Origin of the sequence: Sorangium sp. So ce693, assembly GCF_051521375.1 — a bacterium.
Lineage (GTDB): Bacteria > Myxococcota_A > Polyangia > Polyangiales > Polyangiaceae > Sorangium > Sorangium atrum.
In genome coordinates this window covers 688868-705655 of record NZ_CP150347.1, presented here as the reverse complement: position 1 = coordinate 705655, position 16788 = coordinate 688868, and the positions used below count along the sequence as shown (strand labels likewise).

At 73.8% G+C, this 16788-nt stretch carries 10 protein-coding genes; 4 read left to right on the top strand and 6 right to left on the bottom strand.

All coding sequences use genetic code 11. The features are described from left to right. Positions 1–28 precede the first annotated feature (28 nt). The gene (locus tag WMF14_RS02750; RefSeq protein WP_437798613.1) at positions 29–2794 is read right to left on the bottom strand and encodes a hypothetical protein; all 2766 of its coding nucleotides are present in this window, start codon (positions 2792–2794) and stop codon (positions 29–31) included. 76 nt (positions 2795–2870) lie between these two features. Here WMF14_RS02750 and WMF14_RS02745 point away from each other — a divergent pair, with 76 nt between their 5' ends. Further along, the gene (locus WMF14_RS02745; protein WP_437798612.1) at positions 2871–4388 is read left to right on the top strand and encodes a WD40/YVTN/BNR-like repeat-containing protein; all 1518 of its coding nucleotides are present in this window, start codon (positions 2871–2873) and stop codon (positions 4386–4388) included. Positions 4389–4692: 304 nt separating this feature from the next. Here the strand turns inward: WMF14_RS02745 and WMF14_RS02740 are convergent, their stop codons facing one another. From WMF14_RS02740 to WMF14_RS02720, 5 genes are all read right to left on the bottom strand, one after another. Next, positions 4693–5604 carry a hypothetical protein gene (locus WMF14_RS02740; RefSeq protein WP_437798610.1) on the bottom strand — a complete coding sequence of 304 codons (912 nt, stop codon included), beginning with the start codon at positions 5602–5604 and terminating at the stop codon, positions 4693–4695. Between the two features lie 10 nt (positions 5605–5614). Continuing rightward, the gene (locus tag WMF14_RS02735) at positions 5615–6472 is read right to left on the bottom strand and encodes a hypothetical protein (RefSeq protein ID WP_437798609.1); all 858 of its coding nucleotides are present in this window, start codon (positions 6470–6472) and stop codon (positions 5615–5617) included. A gap of 256 nt (positions 6473–6728) precedes the next feature. Continuing rightward, positions 6729–8294, bottom strand: a complete 1566-nt coding sequence (locus WMF14_RS02730; RefSeq protein ID WP_437798608.1) for a vWA domain-containing protein — start codon at positions 8292–8294, stop codon at positions 6729–6731. Between the two features lie 11 nt (positions 8295–8305). Next, entirely contained in the window at positions 8306–9826 is a 1521-nt protein-coding gene (locus tag WMF14_RS02725) for a hypothetical protein (RefSeq protein ID WP_437798607.1), read from the bottom strand. Positions 9827–10225: 399 nt separating this feature from the next. Further along, on the bottom strand, positions 10226–11383 hold the full coding sequence (locus WMF14_RS02720) for a zinc-dependent alcohol dehydrogenase (protein ID WP_437798606.1): 1158 nt from the start codon (positions 11381–11383) through the stop codon (positions 10226–10228). A gap of 352 nt (positions 11384–11735) precedes the next feature. On the opposite strand from WMF14_RS02720, the gene WMF14_RS02715 reads away from it, so the two are divergent. The 3 genes from WMF14_RS02715 (at position 11736) to WMF14_RS02705 (ending at position 16767) form a co-directional block, all read left to right on the top strand. Next, on the top strand, positions 11736–12623 hold the full coding sequence (locus WMF14_RS02715; RefSeq protein WP_437798605.1) for a DUF58 domain-containing protein: 888 nt from the start codon (positions 11736–11738) through the stop codon (positions 12621–12623). Between the two features lies 1 nt (position 12624). Continuing rightward, on the top strand, positions 12625–14667 hold the full coding sequence (locus WMF14_RS02710; RefSeq protein ID WP_437798603.1) for a vWA domain-containing protein: 2043 nt from the start codon (positions 12625–12627) through the stop codon (positions 14665–14667). A 390-nt stretch (positions 14668–15057) separates the two neighbouring features. Continuing rightward, a complete protein-coding gene (locus WMF14_RS02705; protein ID WP_437798602.1) occupies positions 15058–16767 on the top strand; it encodes an FG-GAP repeat domain-containing protein in 1710 nt (569 codons plus the stop codon). Positions 16768–16788: the final 21 nt, after the last annotated feature.

Below are 16788 nucleotides of genomic sequence, written 5' to 3'. Positions count from 1 at the left end.
CAGCCGCGGCGACGCTGTCAATGCGCCGTCACGAGGGGGGCGCCGCGCCGGCGAGGCGCGCCACCTGCGCCCACGCGCGGGCCGCCTCCTCGTGCCCGGTCGCGGCCGCGAGCTGCGCCAGGAACTGCGCGCACGCCTGCTCGCCGTGGTGATCCTCGGCCTCGCGGGCGCGCGCGAGGGCGCTCAGCGCCTCGAGGAGCGCGCCCTCCGTGCGGCCCGAGGCGGCCAGCGCGACGCCGTACGCGAGCAGCGCCCGCGCCCGCTGCGAAGGCGACGCGTCGGCCTCCGCGGCGATCCGGAAGCGCCGGAGCGCCTCCTCCTTCGCGCCGCGCCCGAGCGAGATCAGGCCGGTCATGCGCTCCGCCAGATCGAGGTGCTCGCCGGTGCGACGGAGCTCGCCCACGAGCCGCTCGAGCGTGCGGAGGTCGCCCTGGACGAGCGCCTGCTTGGCCAGCTCGGCGAGGCGGACCGCGATGTCGTTCATCGACAGGACGGGCGACTCCGTGGTCTTCGCGAACGGATCTCCGGAGGCGTCGCAGCACGGAAGGCCCACGTCCGGGGAGGTCGCGTCGGGAAAGTCCTGGGGTGCGTCGTCCGGTTGCGCCGCGAGCGCGCCGAGAGCGTGGGCGACGTCGCGCCCCGCGCTCCGCGGCGCGACGTCGCCCACGCTCTCGCGACGCTCGCCCTCCGCGGCGAGCGCGGAGGCCGCGCCGCGCTGGCGGGACGCCGCGCGCGCCTCGCTCGCCGAGCCGGCCGCCGCCCCGCCGAGCGCGTCGGGGCCGGAGCGCTCCCGAGCCGGCGCCGCGCGCTGCGGCTCCGGCACGTCGCCGACCACCTCGATGGGCGTGCGGTAGGTGGGCGGCTGGCTCGACGAGCTGTCCGGCGCCCCGTCCCGGGGCTCTCTCGCCGTCTCCTGCTCGTCGGCGAACGCGAGCAGCTCCGCGGCCGAGGACTCGAGCAGCGCGTCGCCGGCCGCGCGCCCGGCGCGCCCGGCGAGATCGGCCGCGGAGCGCCGGTCGCCCGCCTTCGCGGCGTGCCACGCGGCGTCGGCGAGGCCGAGCACGCTGGCGTGGTCCTCGACGACCCGCGCCGCGGCCAGGTGCCACGCGGCGCGCTCGCCCGGCGGGACGGCCGCGATCAGGGCGTCGCGCAGCGTGCGCGAGGAGAGCCGCAGCCAGCCGGGCTCCGGCCGGAAGGCCCAGCCGGCGCCGAGCAGCGCCGCCTGGACCGCGGCGACCTTCGGGGCGCCGGTGCCGTCGCACAGCGCGTCGATCGCCGCGTCCGACGCGTCCCCGCCGAGCGTCGCGAGCGCTGTGAGCACCGTGCGGTGGCCGATCGCGAGCAGGCGCAGGCGGCCCTCGATCGGGCGGAACGCGGGGGGCGCGGCGAGCTCGGCGCCGGTCATGGTGCGCGCGGGCCTGCCCCGCCCGGCGCTGCGCCGGCGCGGCCCGACGCTCCTGCCGATCCAGCGCAGCGCGCCGCTCTCCAGGGCCTCGCACAGGAGCTCGCGCACGGCCAGCGGGAAGGCGGGCGCGCGCGCGGCCCAGCGGCGCGCGCCCGCCTCGTCGATGCAGCCGTCGAACAGGCGGCGGACGAGATCCTGCGCGCCCGTCGCGGAGAGCGGCCCCAGCGTGACCGTCGCGGCGGGGGTGAGCGCGGTGAGCGGCGCGGGGAGCGGCTCCGAGCGCCCGAGCCGGGCGACGGCGCGCGGGCCGCCTCCCGGCGAGAGGGCGAGGGCGATCGCGTCGAGGCTCGCGGCGTCGACCTCGGAGGCGTCGTCGACGGCGAGCAGGCCGACGCGGACGTCGGACGGGGCGAGCCACGCGGCGAGCACCTCGGCGGCGATCCTCGGCTCGACGCCCTCGCCGGCGAGGAGCCGCGCGAGCGCGGGCTTCAGCCGATCCGGGAGCGCCGGCGCGCGGGCGCGGCTCTTCTCGGCGCGGAGCGCCGCGCGCGCGAGGGCGCGCCGGAGCGCGCCGAACGGCTCGCGCGACGCCCCGATCGGCGCGACGAAGAGGCTCCGCGACGGCGCGAGCAGCCGCTCCAGCTCGTGGAGCAGCCGCGTGCCGCCGGCGCCGGGCTCGGCCCGGACGATCGCGAGGGAGCCGGGGGGCACGGCGAGCTCGGCGAGCTCGGCGTCGCGGCCGATGAGCGGCGGCTTGCACAGGCGCGCCACGCTCTCGGTGACCTGCCTGCGCAGCGGCTGCTGCGCGTCGAGGCGGAGGCCGCGCACCCGGCGCGCGCCGTCGATGCCGCGGTGGGCGCCGAGCGTCATGAGCTCGCCCGAGATCACGGCGGGGAGCGCGGGATCGAGGAGCACGTCGCCGGGGAGCGCGACGCGGGCGAGCATGACGGCGACGAGCAGCGGCTGCCCCCAGGAAAGGGCGGTGAAGCGCCCCGCCTCGCCGACGTAGGTCATCTCGCCCTGCGCGATGCCGACCGCGAAGCGCGCGTCGGGGTGCACCTCCGCGTCCTCCGCGGCGAGCGCGGCGAGCAGCACCGCCTCCTCGACGTCGTCGGCGGTGAACTCGAAGGAGAAGGTCTGCGCGCTCCAGGCGCACAGGGTGGCGCCGAGCGCCTCGGCGCGCTTCTTCAGCGCGAGCGCCCTCGCGAGGTAGCTCTCCTCGCCGCGCGGCGCGCCGCCGGCGCCGCGCGCCGCGCCCTTCTGGCGCGACGTCGGCGCGGGCGCCCGCGGCGCGCCGCGGCGGCCGGGCCACGGCGCGACCGCGTCCGTGCTGTCTGGCTGCGAGAGGGCCGCAGTACCTCGAAAGGACACGACGATGCGCTCCGGCATTACGGCGAGTGTAGCGGGGCGCGGAGGCGGCGTGGGCGGTTCTCGGCGCGCGCGCCGCGGTACGATGGATCCCGTGATGCGCTCGTCTCCTCCGCGCGCCGTGAGGCCGGGATCTCGCCCGGCGCGCGCCGTCGCGCTCGCCTCCGCGGCGCGCGCCGTCGCGCTCGTGGCCATGGCGCTCCCCTCCCCTGCCGCTGCGAACGGCGTCTTTCCCTCGGCGGACCAGATCGTGTTCGACCCGGCGGATCCAGCGCGCGCCGTCGCCCGGATGACGTACGGCCTGCTGACCACGCGGGACGGGGGCGCGAGCTGGCGCTGGATCTGCGAGGGCGCTGTCGGGTACGACGACGCGGGCGGCCAATCCCCGCCCATCGCCGCGGCAGCGAGCGGCCGAGTGCTCGCCGCGCTGACCGACGGGATCGCGGTCGGCACCGAGGGCGGCTGCGTTTGGGCGCGCGCGCGCGGCGCCGAGCTCGCGGGGCGGGAGGTGATCGATCTCTCGGTCCGGCGGGGCGATCCGTCGCACGTCGTCGCGGTGGCCGCCGGGACCAGGCACGGCCTCTGGGCGTCGCGCGACGGCGGCGCGACCTGGACCAGCGCGGGGACGCCGCTCCCGGAGGGCTTTCTGGCGCGGACGGTCGACGTCGCGCCCTCGGATCCGCGGCGGGTCTACGTGAGCGGCCTCGCGAGCGAGGGCGGCTCGGTCAAGGGGGTGATCGCGCGCTCGGCCGACGGCGGGGAGACGTGGCAGACCGCGGCGGTGCCGGGGAGCACGACGTCGCGCGAGCCTTACATCGCCGGGGTCGATCCGCGCGACGCCGACGTGCTGTACGTGCGGATCGCGAGCGCGCCGGGGCGCCTGTTCGTCTCGACGGACGGCGGGGCGACGTTCGCGCCCGTGTTCGCGACCGAGGGCTTCGTGCGCGCGTTCGCGATCTCGCCGGACGGCGCGACGGTGGCGGTGGGGAGCGACATCGACGGCGTCTTCCGCGCGCCCTCGTCGACGCTGGCGTTCGAGCGCGTCTCGAGCGTCGCGCCGCGCTGCTTCGCCTGGACGGATTCGGGCCTCTACGCGTGCGCGAGCGAGTTCCTGGACGGCTTCACGATCGGCCGCTCGCTCGACGGCGGCGCGACGTTCGAGCCGCTGCTCCAGCAGGCATGCATCGGTGGTCCTCTGGATTGCGCGGCGAGCACGGCGGTCGGAGCGGTCTGCCCGACCGACTGGCCGAGGATCGCGCTGATGACGGGCCACCGGGACTGCACGTCGGACGCCGGCCCAGCCGCGGCCGGCAGCGGCACGAGCGCCGGCGCGACCGGCGCCAGCGGAGCGTCCGGCGTCGGCGGGGCAACGGCGGCGAGCGGCGGCGGAGATCGGGCGAGCGCCGCAGGCGCGGGTGGAGCGCCCGATGTACCAGACGGCGGGGCGCCGCCTTCCGGTGGGGCGCGACCGAGCGAAGAGGGCTGCAGCTGCCGCACCGGCGGCGCGGAGGACGGTCGGGCCGACGCGCTTGCCGCCGCGTGCCTGGCGGCGGTCGCGGCGGCGCGGCGGAGATCTCGACGCGCTGGCGCCGCCACACGAGGGGCGCTCGGCTGAGCCAGGACCAAGACGGACCGCCTCGCGGGTCGCTCTTCCGAGGTCGCGACGTGCCGGCGCCCCCTCGCGAGGGGGGGAACGTCGATCCGGAACCGAAATCGACGGCCTCGAGGGCCGCCCCTGCCAGGTCGCGACGTGCCGGCGCCCCCTCGCGAGGGGGGGAACGTCGATCCGGAACCGAAATCGACGGCCTCGAGGGCCGCCCCTGCCAGGTCGCGACGTGCCGGCGCCCCCCTCGCGAGGGGGCCGCGTCGATCCGGCAACGCAGTCGACACCTCGTAGGGCCGCTCCGACAGCGGATGTGTCAGGGAGAGATGACGACCCGCTGCGTGGCCGTCCCGACGTCGCCGTTCGGGTCCTCCAGGGAGATCTCGATGTCGAGCGCTTGCCCCCGGATGGTCTCGACAGGGAGCCCCCGGTCCACCTGGAAGCGCACGCCATCGATCTCGCAGCGACCCTCTCCGATCTTGTGCAGCGTGACCTGCGCAGTGAACGGAAGGAGCTCGAACTCCAGCTCGGGGAAGTACCCCTCCACGGTCAGGCGCGAGCCCATCTGGCGGAGGCCGGTCACGCGCAGCGCGAGCCACACGTGGTGGCCCCCTTGAGGGCCCGCCTCGATCGGCACCACCTCACCATGCTCCAGCGAGGTGAACGCGTCTTGCCCCTGCCCGATCACGACCGCGGGCGCGCCAGAGGACGGCGTCTTGCACGCGTCGCTCGCCGACGCGATCCACAGCGGGTCGTGGTCGTCGAGCGCGGACGGGGCAATGAAGGGGTCGACGCACGCCCCCGCCGCGCAGGTCGCGCTCGCCGCACAGGAGGTCGCGCAGCACGCCTCGTCGAGCGAGACGGGCAGGAGCACGCTCCGTCCGCCGGCAGCGCGGGTCGCGGCCTTCCGCGTCAGGATGGGAGAGGCCTCACCGTCGCGGAACGCCGCGATGGATAGCTCGACCTCCGCGCCGTCCCGCGCTGGCCCCACCTCGAGCTCCGCCGGGAGCGACAGCTCTCCCCTCCGATACGAGAGGCGCTCGGTGCGCGTGACGACGCCATCCACCTTCGTGGTGCTCTCGACGCGCTCGATATCGAAGCCGACCGCCATATCCGTCGTGAGGCCGACCACCACGAGCGCATCGGCCGAGTCCGCGTCGCTCCCGCAACCTGCGGAGCACAGGAGGAGCAGCGAGAGCAGCGCCTCGGGGATCGGCCGCACGCTCATCTGGGGTCGATCAGCTCGACGTGTGGGATGAACGCTTGCGGCGCCGCGCGAGCCAGCCGGCCACGGCCGCGAGCGCGGCGAACGGCGCGGCGAGGGAGGCCTTGCTCGCAGGCCTGAAGGCGCACATGCCGGCGGAGAGGTTCCCGTCGATGCCATCTGGACCGATGGTGACCTCCGCCTCGGCCTCCACGCTGACGCCCTGCGCGAGCAGCGCGTTCACGCACGCGGGGATCTGCGATCCGGAGATGATGTACTTCCCATTGCAGAAGAGCGCGCCGTCGCCGCTGCAGGAAGCATCGCAGTTCGCGCGGAACTCGTGCTCGCAGTCCTCGAACTCCTCATTCTGACACGTGGTCTGGCAGTCCATGTTCGCGTCGGCCGTGCACGAGCCGCCGCAGCACTCGATGCAGTGCTGGTAGCAGTCGCCGTCCACCGTCACGCACTGCGCGTCGCACTCGCTGTCGCAGTTCGCGTCCCACGTGGCGGCGCACTGGACGGCATCGACGGCGCCGGAGCACTCGACGTCCCGCGTGGTGGTGCACTCTTTGAAGCAGTTGTGGGAGCAGGTGATCGCGACGCCGCGGTCACATTCACCGCTGCACTGCTCGGTGCAGCTGTCCGTACAGCCCGCGTCCGCCGAGAGGGTGCACTCCGTCTTGCAGACTTGCACGAGCTTCGTGGCGCACGCTGTCTTGTAGATCCCGAGCTCGCTGCAGCCCGCGGAGCACTCGCCCGTGACGCGCACTTCGCAGTTCGACAGGCCCTCGAAGCGAATGTTGCCGCACTCCGGGACACCCGCGCTCGCCGGAAGAGCGGCCGTGAGACAGACGGTGATGCTCGCCAACCCGAACAACATGGATCTTCGCATAGGCGCACTCTCCTCCTCGACGGCCGCGAAAATTCGATCCTACACAAGGCGATTGCCGCGAGGAAGCGACATCTCCGCGGCGCACGTTTGCGCCGCACGGGATGCGTTGTGGGGTACGCGGGCACGCGGGCACGCCGGCCGCATGTGGAGACGTGGAGACGTCGAGACGCGTGTTGAGGGAGCTCGATGTGAAAGGGGGGCCACGGGCGCGGCGCCAGCGTCGTTTTCGTCCGCCGGCGCGACGGGCGCTCGGGGCTCAGTCCGCGGGCCAGGGGTTCGGCGGATCCGCCGGCGTGTAGGGCTGCACGTTCGCCTCCGCCCTGATGAGGTTCTCGATGAACAGATCGACGTAGCGCAGGTCGTCCTCGACGTCGGGGTCCGGATGATCCGCGAGCCACGCCTCGACGTTCGGCCGCAGCGCCTCGAGCGTGCGCCGCGCGGTGCGGGGGTCGGCGTCCGCGGCGAGCTGGGCGGCGAGCTTGAACCCGGCGAAGAGGTTCAGCATCACGAAGCCCTTCTCGACGGTGTCGCCGGAGAAATAGCCGGCCTCGGGCGGCGCGTCGGGCGCGCTCGGCGCCTCGATGTCGACCTCCTGCGCGTGCGCCTCGCCCGTCAGCGGGTGCCGCCACGACAGCGCGAGGCTGCCCACGGCGCGCGGCTCCTCGACGCCTCGCTGGTCGGGCTTCGGCACGAGCTCGAGCAGGATGGCGCCTCCGCCGCCGCGCCGGCCGGAGCCGACGGGCTCCGCGGCGCTCGTCCGGCCGGCGAGGAAGAGGCTCGGGATGTGCACGGCGCCGCCGCTCTCGCCGCCTTGCCAGCCGTTCGTGCCGTACGCGCCGCGCACGACGTAGCCGTCGCCCACGGCGACGTCGAGCTCCACGTCGAGCGCCAAGGGCACGAGGAACGTCTTCACCTCCTCGGCGAAGACCTCCTCCACCGCCTTCGGGTCCTCGAGGAAGTAGAAGTTGCCCGCGCCGACCTCGCTGATCCCGCGCATCGCGTCGACGTCGAACTCGGCCCCGACGCCGACGGCCGTGAGGCCGATCCCCTTCTCCGCGTACCCGGCCGCGAGCGACACGAGCCGCTGAGGCGAGGTGAGCCCGGCCGTGGCCACGCCGTCGGAAAGGAAGATCACGCGGTTCTGCCAGGCCGGATCGAGGTGCTGCTCGGCGAGCGCATACGCGGTGAAGAGCCCCTCGTACAGGTTGGTCGACCCCCGCGCGGTCAGGCCCTCGAACGCCTCGGTGAGCGCCTCCCTGTCCGAGCCCTCGGCCTGCTCGAGGACGACCTCAGCCGTATCCGAGTAACGGACGAGCGAGATCCGGTCGGTCGGCTGGAGGGCGTCGATCATCTCGACGAGCCCCGCCCTGACGTAGGCGATCGGGTCGCCTTGCATCGAGCCGCTCGTGTCGACGGCGATGACGAGGTGCAGCGGCGGCCGCTCGAGCGCGCCAAGATCCACGGGCGAGTTCATCCCGATCTGGATGAGCGTGCAGGGCGAGCCGCTGATCATGTTGCCCATGATCCCGAGCAGCCCGTGCATGCACACGTCCTCGCCGCAGGTCGCTGCCGGGTAATCGAGCTTGTGCTCGGCGAAGAAGCCGACGTCGTCGAGCGTGTCCGGCCCGGGGATCTCGCCGTCCTCGAGGATCTGCCGGAACAGGCCGAAGTCCTGGGCGCCGCCCTGGGAGACGCCCACGCTGCCCGGGGGGTCCGTGGGTGCGGCGAAGCCGCGTGCTGCGTCGCCGGAATCGGCGCAGCCGGCCACGCCGAACGCGGCGGCGGCGCCGAGCGCGAGGACATCATGGATGCGGAGCTTCATGGCGTGACCTCCTACGGCGCCGCGGTGGCGGCGACCAAGACCGACTCGAGCAGGCGGGGTTGATCGATGGGAACGGTGAAGCACTCCGCGTCACGCACGGGCATGTCGTCGGCGCGCACGAGGAAGAGCGCACCGGCGCCCTCGGCGAGCTCCGCACTCTCGCCGGGCCGCAGCGAGACGACCCCGGAGACGCCCTCGCCGAGGAGCGACGCCTCGAGCGGCTCGACGAGGCTTCCGCACGCGTCGTGGAACGCGTCGCAGCCCGCGAGCGGCGAGAGATCGGCCGAGAAATCGGCGGCCGGCTGCCGGCCCACCATCGACCAGCGGGCGAGCACGTTGCCCCGCAGCGCGAGCACGGCGTGCGTCGCGCTCTCGATGTGGATGCCGCGCGCGAAGGCGAGCTGGTCCCGCGGGAGCTCCGGGTAGCTGCCGCGGTCGATCGCGACGGAGCTCACGCGGAGGACGTCGCCTTCGCTGAACGGGATCGCCTCGGCAGGAGCGCAGAGGAAGAACGTCTCGCCGCGCTCGAGCGTGAGGGCATGACAGCCGTCCGGAGACGACGTCACGCCGGTGAGGACCCCCGCCCCGGGGACGGGCATGGTCCAGTCGAGCCCGCTCCCCGTGGCGTGGACGCCGCACGCGCTCGCGGGCGACGGCGTCTCGAGGGGAGGCGCCGGGAACACCGCCGGGTGCTCGGCGAGCGCGAGCCTGGCCCCGGCGCGCTGCAGGACGATCATCCGATCCGGCCGCGGGTTCTCCGTCGACGTGACGAGCAGCTGCTCCGGAAAGTCCGTCGCGGACCAGGCGACGAGCGTGAGCGGCAGCCCGTCGGCGTCGATGAGGTAGGCGTCACACCCCGCGTTGCCGAGCGGGAGCGCGCGGCCGGGCGCGATGAGCCAGGTCTCGGCGTTCGCGAACAGATCGCGCGAGAGGGCGCCCGTCGGGTCGTCCAGCACGACGCCGCAGTCGACCCGCACCGACTCCCGGAGGCGCCGCACGCGGATGAGCTGCTCGGTCCCTGTCGTGTTGCCGATCACGAGCGACGCGAGCTCCTGCGGCTGCGGCGGCGCGCACCCCTCGGCCTCGCCGCACGGAGGCGGATCGTAGCTCGTGGCCACGCAGGACAGGCCGCCGGCCATCAGCGCCAGGCGGTGGGCGACCGGGCGCGCGGGCTCCGGCCGCGCCATCGCCTCGCCGAGCACGCGGTACGAGGCGAGGAGGACCGGCAGCGCGATGAGGTCCGTCGGGTCGACGGTGATCCGCCACGGGAGCGGCGTGAGCGCCATGAGCCCCTCGACCGCGCGGGCGGCCTCCGGAGCGAGCTTGATGGCCGAGAAGACCACGCCGACGACGAGGTGCGCGCCGAGGAACCCGCGGCGCGAGGTCACGCGGAGCAGCGAGGCGAGGACCGCGGGCGCGACCAGGAGCCCAGCGAAGTCGCTGAGCTTCCCGGTCAACCACCCGGGGAGCAGGCCGGAGCCCTTGAGGGCGTGATCGTTGAGGACGAGGAGCGCCAGGGCTCCCAACCACAAGGGGTGAAGGAGCGTTCGAGTTGAGCGCAGATCTCGAGCCATCGGGAGCTCTCCCTCCGTGCGATCAGAGGCCATCGCGGGTGGCCAAGCAAGCGAGCGAGGCGCTCGCCGAGGTCCGGCGCCAAGCAAGCGCCATACCCTGAACAAACCAACATGAATTCAATAAATTACACAGCACCGCGGCCGCGCGCCCCTGACGCCGGTGTCAGGCGTCAGGGGCGCGCGGCGGGCCATGGTTCGCGCGTTCGCGCCGCCCGAGCGCGTGGGCCGCTCCCGAGCGCCGGATCGACCGGCGGCGCATCGGGCTCCGACGAGGGGCCGTGATGGCGGTGTTCGAAGGACAGAGGCCGTATGACGGCGCGCCGGACGAGCGCCGGAGGGGGCGATCTGCGCCCTCCGTCAGGGCTTGAGGACGACCTTGACGCAGTCGTCGAGCTTCTTGTTGAAGATCTCGTAGCCTTGCGGGGCGCGCGAGAGCGGCAGGCGGTGGGTGATGATGTCGTCCGCCCGGAGGTGACCGTCCTCGATGTGCTTGAGGATCCGGTCGATGTAGTTGTGCGCCGGCGCCTGGCCGGCTTGGAGCCTCAGGCCCTTGTCGAAGATCTGGCCCAGCGGGAAGTTGTCGTAGGGCACGCCGTAGACCCCCACGACCGGCACGACCCCGCCCCGGCGCACGGCGCTCAGGGCGAGCCGGAGAGCCGATATCGTCCCGACCTGGCCGTGAAGGGCGCTGGAGGCCTTCTCGAGGAGGCCGCGGTGGGCCTCCATCCCGACCGCGTCGACGCACACGTCCGCGCCTCGCCCGCCCGTCATCGCGCGGATCGCCTCGACGGCGTCAACCTTGTCGACGTTGACGGTCTCGGCCTTGGCGATCTCGCGGGCCTTCGTCAGGCGGTACTCTTCCCGATCGACGCCGATGACGCGCGCCGCGCCGCGGAGCCATGCGCATTTCATGGTCGCGAGGCCGACAGGCCCGCATCCGAACACGGCGACCGTCTCTCCACCCTTGAGCTCGGCCCACTCGATCGCCGTCCACCCGGTGGGAAGGATGTCGGTCGTGAACAGGACCTGCTCGTCGGTGAGGCGCTCAGGCACCTTCCGTGGTCCGACGTCGGCGTAAGGGACGCGCACGTACTCGGCCTGCCCCCCGTTGTAACCGCCGTAGAGGTCCGTGTACCCGAAGAGGGCGCCGCCCTTGCCCTCGAGCGTGCCGCCCTCGGGTCCGTAGTGCTTGGGATTGGAGCTCTCGCAATGGCCGGGCAGCTCCGCCTGACAGAAGAAGCAACGCCCGCACGCGATGGGGAACGGGACAACGACCCTGTCGCCCTTCCGCAGCTTCGTGACCTGCGGGCCGACCTCCTCGACGACGCCCATGAACTCATGGCCAAGCACCATGGGCTTCGCCTGGGGGAAGAAGCCGTTGTAGATGTGCAGATCCGAGCCGCAGATCGCTGTCGCGGTGACGCGCACGATGACGTCGGTGGGCTCCTCGATCCGGGGATCCGGGACGTCCTCGACGCGGACGTCCGAAGGTTTGTGGAAAACCAGGGCCTTCACGGTGCCTCCTTTCGGGTGACACATCGGTACGGGGCGCTCGGCGGCTCTGCCGGCCGGGCCGGCGCACAGACAGCTGAACCACCGCGCTGGCTCGCATAAAGCGAGCCACGGCGCAGCGGCGCGCCTGCGGACGGGGGGTCCTGTCGGCCACGCCGAGCGCGAACGGGGTGCTCTGCCCCACCGTGGCGGTCTGTCTCGGCGCGCGGAGCGACCACGGCGACCGCGGGCCGGGCGCGGCCGGCACCCCCGCCGAGCGCGGGCCGGGCGCGGCCGGCGCCCCTGGCGAGCGCGGGCCGCCGCTCGTCCGCGACCCCGCTGGCACCGCCGCCCGCGCCGATGTCTACTCCTCTCGATGGTCCCCTCGTCCCCCGGGCCGCTCCTCGGCGCGAGCTTCGTCCGTGAGCTCGAGGTGCTCCAGCGGCGGCTCGAGATCCGCGCCCGCTCCGGCGGCGCCGGCGAGCACCTTGCGCGGCGCCGCGGCGGCTCGGCCGAGTTCAAGGAGCACCGGGCGTACGCGCCCGGCGACGACATGCGGCGGATCGACTGGGCCGCCTACGCCCGCACCGGGGAGCCGGTGCTCAAGCTGTTCCGCGCCGAGGAGGACGTCATCGCCCGCATCGTGTGCGACGCGTCGGCGTCCCTCGATTTCGGCGAGCCGACGAAGCTCGACGCGGCCCGCCGGCTCGCGGCCGCGATCGGCTACATGTCGCTCGCGCGCTCCGAGCGCGCGCAGCTCTTCGTGGCGGGCGACGGCATCGCCCGCGAGCACGCGCCGGTGCGCGGGCGCGCGGGGCTCGCCGCGCTCCTCCGCGCCCTCGACGGCGTGAGGGCCTCCGGCGGGACGCACCTCGCGCGCGCCATCGACGCCGTCGTGCGGCAGAGCGCCCGGCCAGGCCTCCTCTGCGTCGTCTCCGACTTCTTCGACCCCGGCCCGGTCACCGCCGCGCTCGGGCGCGCGGCGCAGGCCGGCCACGACGTCGCGGCCCTCCAGGTCGTCGCCGCCGACGAGCTCGAGCCGAGCTTCGAGGGCGACCTGACGCTCGAGGACGCCGAGACCGGGGCGCTCGTCGACGTGACCCTGGACGCCGCGGCCCTCGCCGCCTACGCGGCCCGCTTCGCCGGCCTGTGCGAGGCGCTGCGCGCGTTCGCCCGCCGCCACGGCGCGACGTACGTGCGCGCGCGGAGCGACGAGCCGCTCGAGGGCGCCGTCCGCCGCTTCGTCGCGAGGGGCGTCGACTGACGTGGCCGCCCCGCTCGCACAGGCCTCCGCGGGCGCTCCGCTCGCGCTGCTCTCGCCCGGCGGCCTGTGGCTGCTCGCGCTGCTCGGCCCGCTCGTCCTGCTCTACATCCTCAAGATCAAGCGGAGCCGCCGGCGCGTCCCCTCGACGTGGCTGTGGGCCGCCGCGCAGCGCGATCTCATGGCGCGCGCGCCGTTCAGGAAGCTCATCGCCCAGCTGCCGCTCGTCCTGCAGGCGCTCGCGCTCGCGCTCCTCGCGCTCGCCCTCGCCCGCCCCGCCTCGCGCGGGCGCGAGCTCACCGGCGATCACGTGGCGATCGTCCTCGACACGAGCGCCTCGATGTCCGCGGCCGCTCGAGGGCCGGCCGGCGAGGCGACAACGCGCGTCGAGCTCGCGAAGCAGCTCGCCAGGGACCTCCTCTCCGGCCTCGCCCCGGGCAGCGACGCGCTGATCGTCGAGGCGGGGCGCGACGCGCGCCTCGTCGCGGCGCTCGATCGCGATCTCGTCCGGCTCAAGGCGGCGATCGACCCCATCGCGGCGCGCGACGTCGAGGGCGATCTCGGGGCCGCGGTGGCGCTCGGGATCGACCGGCTCCGTCAGCTCGGCGGCGCCCGCCGGGTCGTCGCGATCACCGACGGCAACCTCGCCCGCCCCGCGTCGCTGCGCGGCGCGTCGCTGCCGGTGGAGGTCATCACCGTGGGTGATCCGGTCGACAACGCCGCCATCGTCCGCGTCGACGTGCGCTCCGGGAGCGCAGCGGTTGACGTGAGCGGCGCGAGCGGCGCGGACGGCGAGCGGTCGGAGCATCGCGAGGAGGTGCAGGCCTTCCTCGTGGTCGCGAACTTCGGGGCGCAGCCGCGCGACGTGTACGTGACGATGCGGCAGGACAACGCGTCGGACGTGCTCGGCTCGCGGCGGGTGCTGGTCAAGCCGGGCGAGCGCCTCCCGGTCGTCGTCACGTTCCGCCCGTCGCCCGGCGACTACCGCAAGGGGCTCGTGTTCGAGCTCTCGCCGCGCGACGCGATGCCGCTCGACGACGTCGCCTACGGGCGCGTGCCGGCCGGCGACAAGCTCCCGGTGTTCCTCGCGTCGGCCGGCACGGGCCAGGGCGGCGACGCCCAGGGCGCGCAGCCGGGAGCGCCCTCCGGCGGCTCCGTCTGGCTCGAGCGGGCGCTCGCGTCCGATCCGATGACCTCCGTGACCTCGGGCGCGCTCGCGGATCTGCTCGGGAAGCCTGGGCTCGATCCCGACACGTTCGTCGTGATCGACGGCGCGTGCCCGCCCGATCCTCCGGGGGGCGATCTGCTGATCGTGAACCCGCCGCCCGGGCGCTGCGCCGGCACGCTCGTCGGGCAGACGCTCGAGCGCCCCACGCTCACGTCGTGGGACACGGCGGATCCGCGGCTGCGCTTCCTGACGCTGGACGGCGTGAACCTCCGCGTGGCCTCGTCCCTCAAGCCGGAAGCGGCGACGCAGGAGCTGATCCGCGCCCAGGAGGGCACGATCGCGACCGACATCTCCACCGCCTCGAGGACAGGCACGCTGCTCGGCTTCGACGTCGGCGAGAGCGACTGGCCGCTCAAGGCGTCCTTCGTGCTCTTCGTGCGCAACCTGATCGAGCAGGCGCGAGCCCACCGCGCCCACGGCATCACAGGCCCCGCGCGCACCGGCGAGCCGCTGCGCGTGAGCGTCCCCGCGACCGCGCGGGACCTCCAGGCCACCGGCCCTGCAGGCGAGCGGCTCGAGGTCGCGCAGCGCGCAGGCGTCGCGGTGATCGCGGAGACGCCCCGCGCCGGCTTCTACCGCCTCGCCTGGCAGGGACCGCAGGCCGGGTCCGTCGTCGTGCCGGCGAACCTCACGAGCGTCGCCGAGAGCGACCTCACGCCGAGGCCGCTCGTCGCGGAGGGGGGCGGCGAGGTCGCCGTCTCCAGCGCGGCGGGACAGCCGGACGCCCACGTCGAGTGGACCTGGCTGCTGGCGCTGGCGGCGCTCGGCTTCGTGCTCTTCGACGTCTGGTATTTCACGCGCGTGCCGATACGGTCGTGAACACTGCGGTTGCAGGGGCGCAATGTGCTCGACGAGCTCGACGAGCTCGCCGATGCACGCGAATCCCTGCTCGAGGGGCGGGGCGCACCCCCGGACGACGAACCACACCCTGCTCTGGACAACCACCCTCACAGTAATCCGGTGCATCTCCCCTCGGGTGGACTCTCGTATCCCCGGCTCTGAAGGTTCCTGGTAATCTCGATGAGCTTGGCTCCTGTCCTTTTCCACCGGCGGGCGTCGCCCGCGGGCGCATTCCCCGGAGGACCCATGGTTACCCAGGACCACCCGTGCCGTTCCGGTCGCGGGTTCGCCGCCGGACCTCAGCACCCGCACCCTTCACCATGGGCCGCGCGCACCGGCCGGGGTGGGTGGCCTCTCGGCAGCGCGGCGTTGCTCCTCGCGCTGCTCGCGGCAGCCTGCGCCGGGGGCGAGATCGGGGATGGCGCGAGCGGCGCCGGCGGCGGCGCGGGCAGCACGGGCGGCACGCGCAACCCGATCTGCGAGGTGGGCACGAGCGCCGGCGAGGTGCAGGCGCCCGAGCACCGGATGGTCCTGCCCGGGCAGACGAGCTGGTACGCGTCTCCTGTGGTGATGGACCTCGACGGCGACGGTCAGAACGAGCTCATCGCCGCTTACTATTCGCTCTTCGTCTTCGACTCGCACGGGAAGGAGATCGATCGCGCCGAGGTCGGGGAGGACAGGATCTACGCGCCGCACGTGGTCGCCGACCTCGAGGGCGACGGCGCGATCGACATCGTTTATGGCAACGGTCATCAGGTGTTCGCATTCGAATGGAACGACGGGCTCTCGCCGAAAGCCGGGTGGCCGGCGGACACCACCACGGCCGGCAGCGCCCCCGAGGTGCGCGGGCTCGCCGCGGCGGATCTCGACGGCGACGGCACCATCGAGGTGGTGGCGACGACGACCCAGACCGCGACAACCGAGGACGGCGGCGCGCAGGTCTTCGTCTTCAGCGCGGATGGGTCGCTCTATCGCCCCGCAGGCACCGCCTTCGCGGCCTGGCCTCGGTACAACAACCAGAGCGGCCCGGGGAACGACGCCGATCGCAACGGTATGGGGCACTCGGGGTACGGGTGTTATGGGCTCAACGTCGGCATCGGCAATATCGACGACGACCCGGAGCTCGAGATCCTGGCCACCTACGACAACCACCATATCCAGGCGTTCGACCACGACGGCGTGGCGATCGACGCCGCGCCGTATTTCAAGAATCGCGAGGAGGCCTTCGCCGACGAGCCGCTGACCTGGGGCCAGTTCATCCGCTGGGCGGATCCGAAGGTGGAGGGCGACCATTACCATCTCCATACCGGGACGTGGCCGCACCCGAGCTTCGCCGAGTGGCTTCAGTGGACCGCGTCGCCACCGAACGTGGTCGATCTCGACGGGGACGGGCGGAACGAGGTCGTCGGCATACCGAACGTCGAGATGCACGAGCCCTACGAGACGCAGGCGTATGCGGTGATGGTGCTCGAGGGCGCGCACGGCGACGGCAGCCGATCGGCGATGCGCAAGCCCGGGTGGGAGACGCTGCCGCGGGGCGAGAGGCCGCTCGCGATCGACGGTTATTACCCGCCGAGCGGCGTGCCCTCGCCGACGACGGTGAACGTCCAGGGGGACGCGCGGCCCGAGATCATCGTCCCGATGAACGACGGCTACCTCTATGCGTTCGGCCCCGACGCGTCGCTCCTGTGGCGATACAACTACATGCACGGCAAATCGATCATGTTCGCGACCGAGGCCACCGTGGCCGACCTGAACCAGGACGGATCACCCGAGGTCTTGCTGGCGACCTATGGCGCTCCCGACGTGCTCGACTCGGGCAACCTCGTGATCCTCGGCGCGAACGGCGCGGTCCTGCACGACGTGCCCCTGCCGAACCCCGGCAGCAACGGCAACGGCAACGGCGCGCCCGCCGCGCCGGCGGTGGGTGATCTCGACGGAGACGGCCAGCTCGAGGTCTTCGTGCAGACCTTCGAGCACGGGATGGATGTCTTCACGATCCCGGGCTCGGCGGCCAATTGCATGCTGTGGCCCACCTCGCGTGGTGGCCCGCTGCGCACGGGTCAGCCCTCGCGGTGACCCGCGCTCGCACGGCGGGCG

Coding starts and splice junctions, on each gene's coding strand:
- WMF14_RS02750 (WP_437798613.1), bottom strand. CDS start 2,794: ATGCCGGAGCGCATCGTCGTGTCCTTTCGAGGTACTGCGGCCCTCTCG.
- WMF14_RS02745 (WP_437798612.1), top strand. CDS start 2,871: ATGCGCTCGTCTCCTCCGCGCGCCGTGAGGCCGGGATCTCGCCCGGCG.
- WMF14_RS02740 (WP_437798610.1), bottom strand. CDS start 5,604: ATGAGCGTGCGGCCGATCCCCGAGGCGCTGCTCTCGCTGCTCCTCCTG.
- WMF14_RS02735 (WP_437798609.1), bottom strand. CDS start 6,472: ATGCGAAGATCCATGTTGTTCGGGTTGGCGAGCATCACCGTCTGTCTC.
- WMF14_RS02730 (WP_437798608.1), bottom strand. CDS start 8,294: ATGAAGCTCCGCATCCATGATGTCCTCGCGCTCGGCGCCGCCGCCGCG.
- WMF14_RS02715 (WP_437798605.1), top strand. CDS start 11,736: ATGGTCCCCTCGTCCCCCGGGCCGCTCCTCGGCGCGAGCTTCGTCCGT.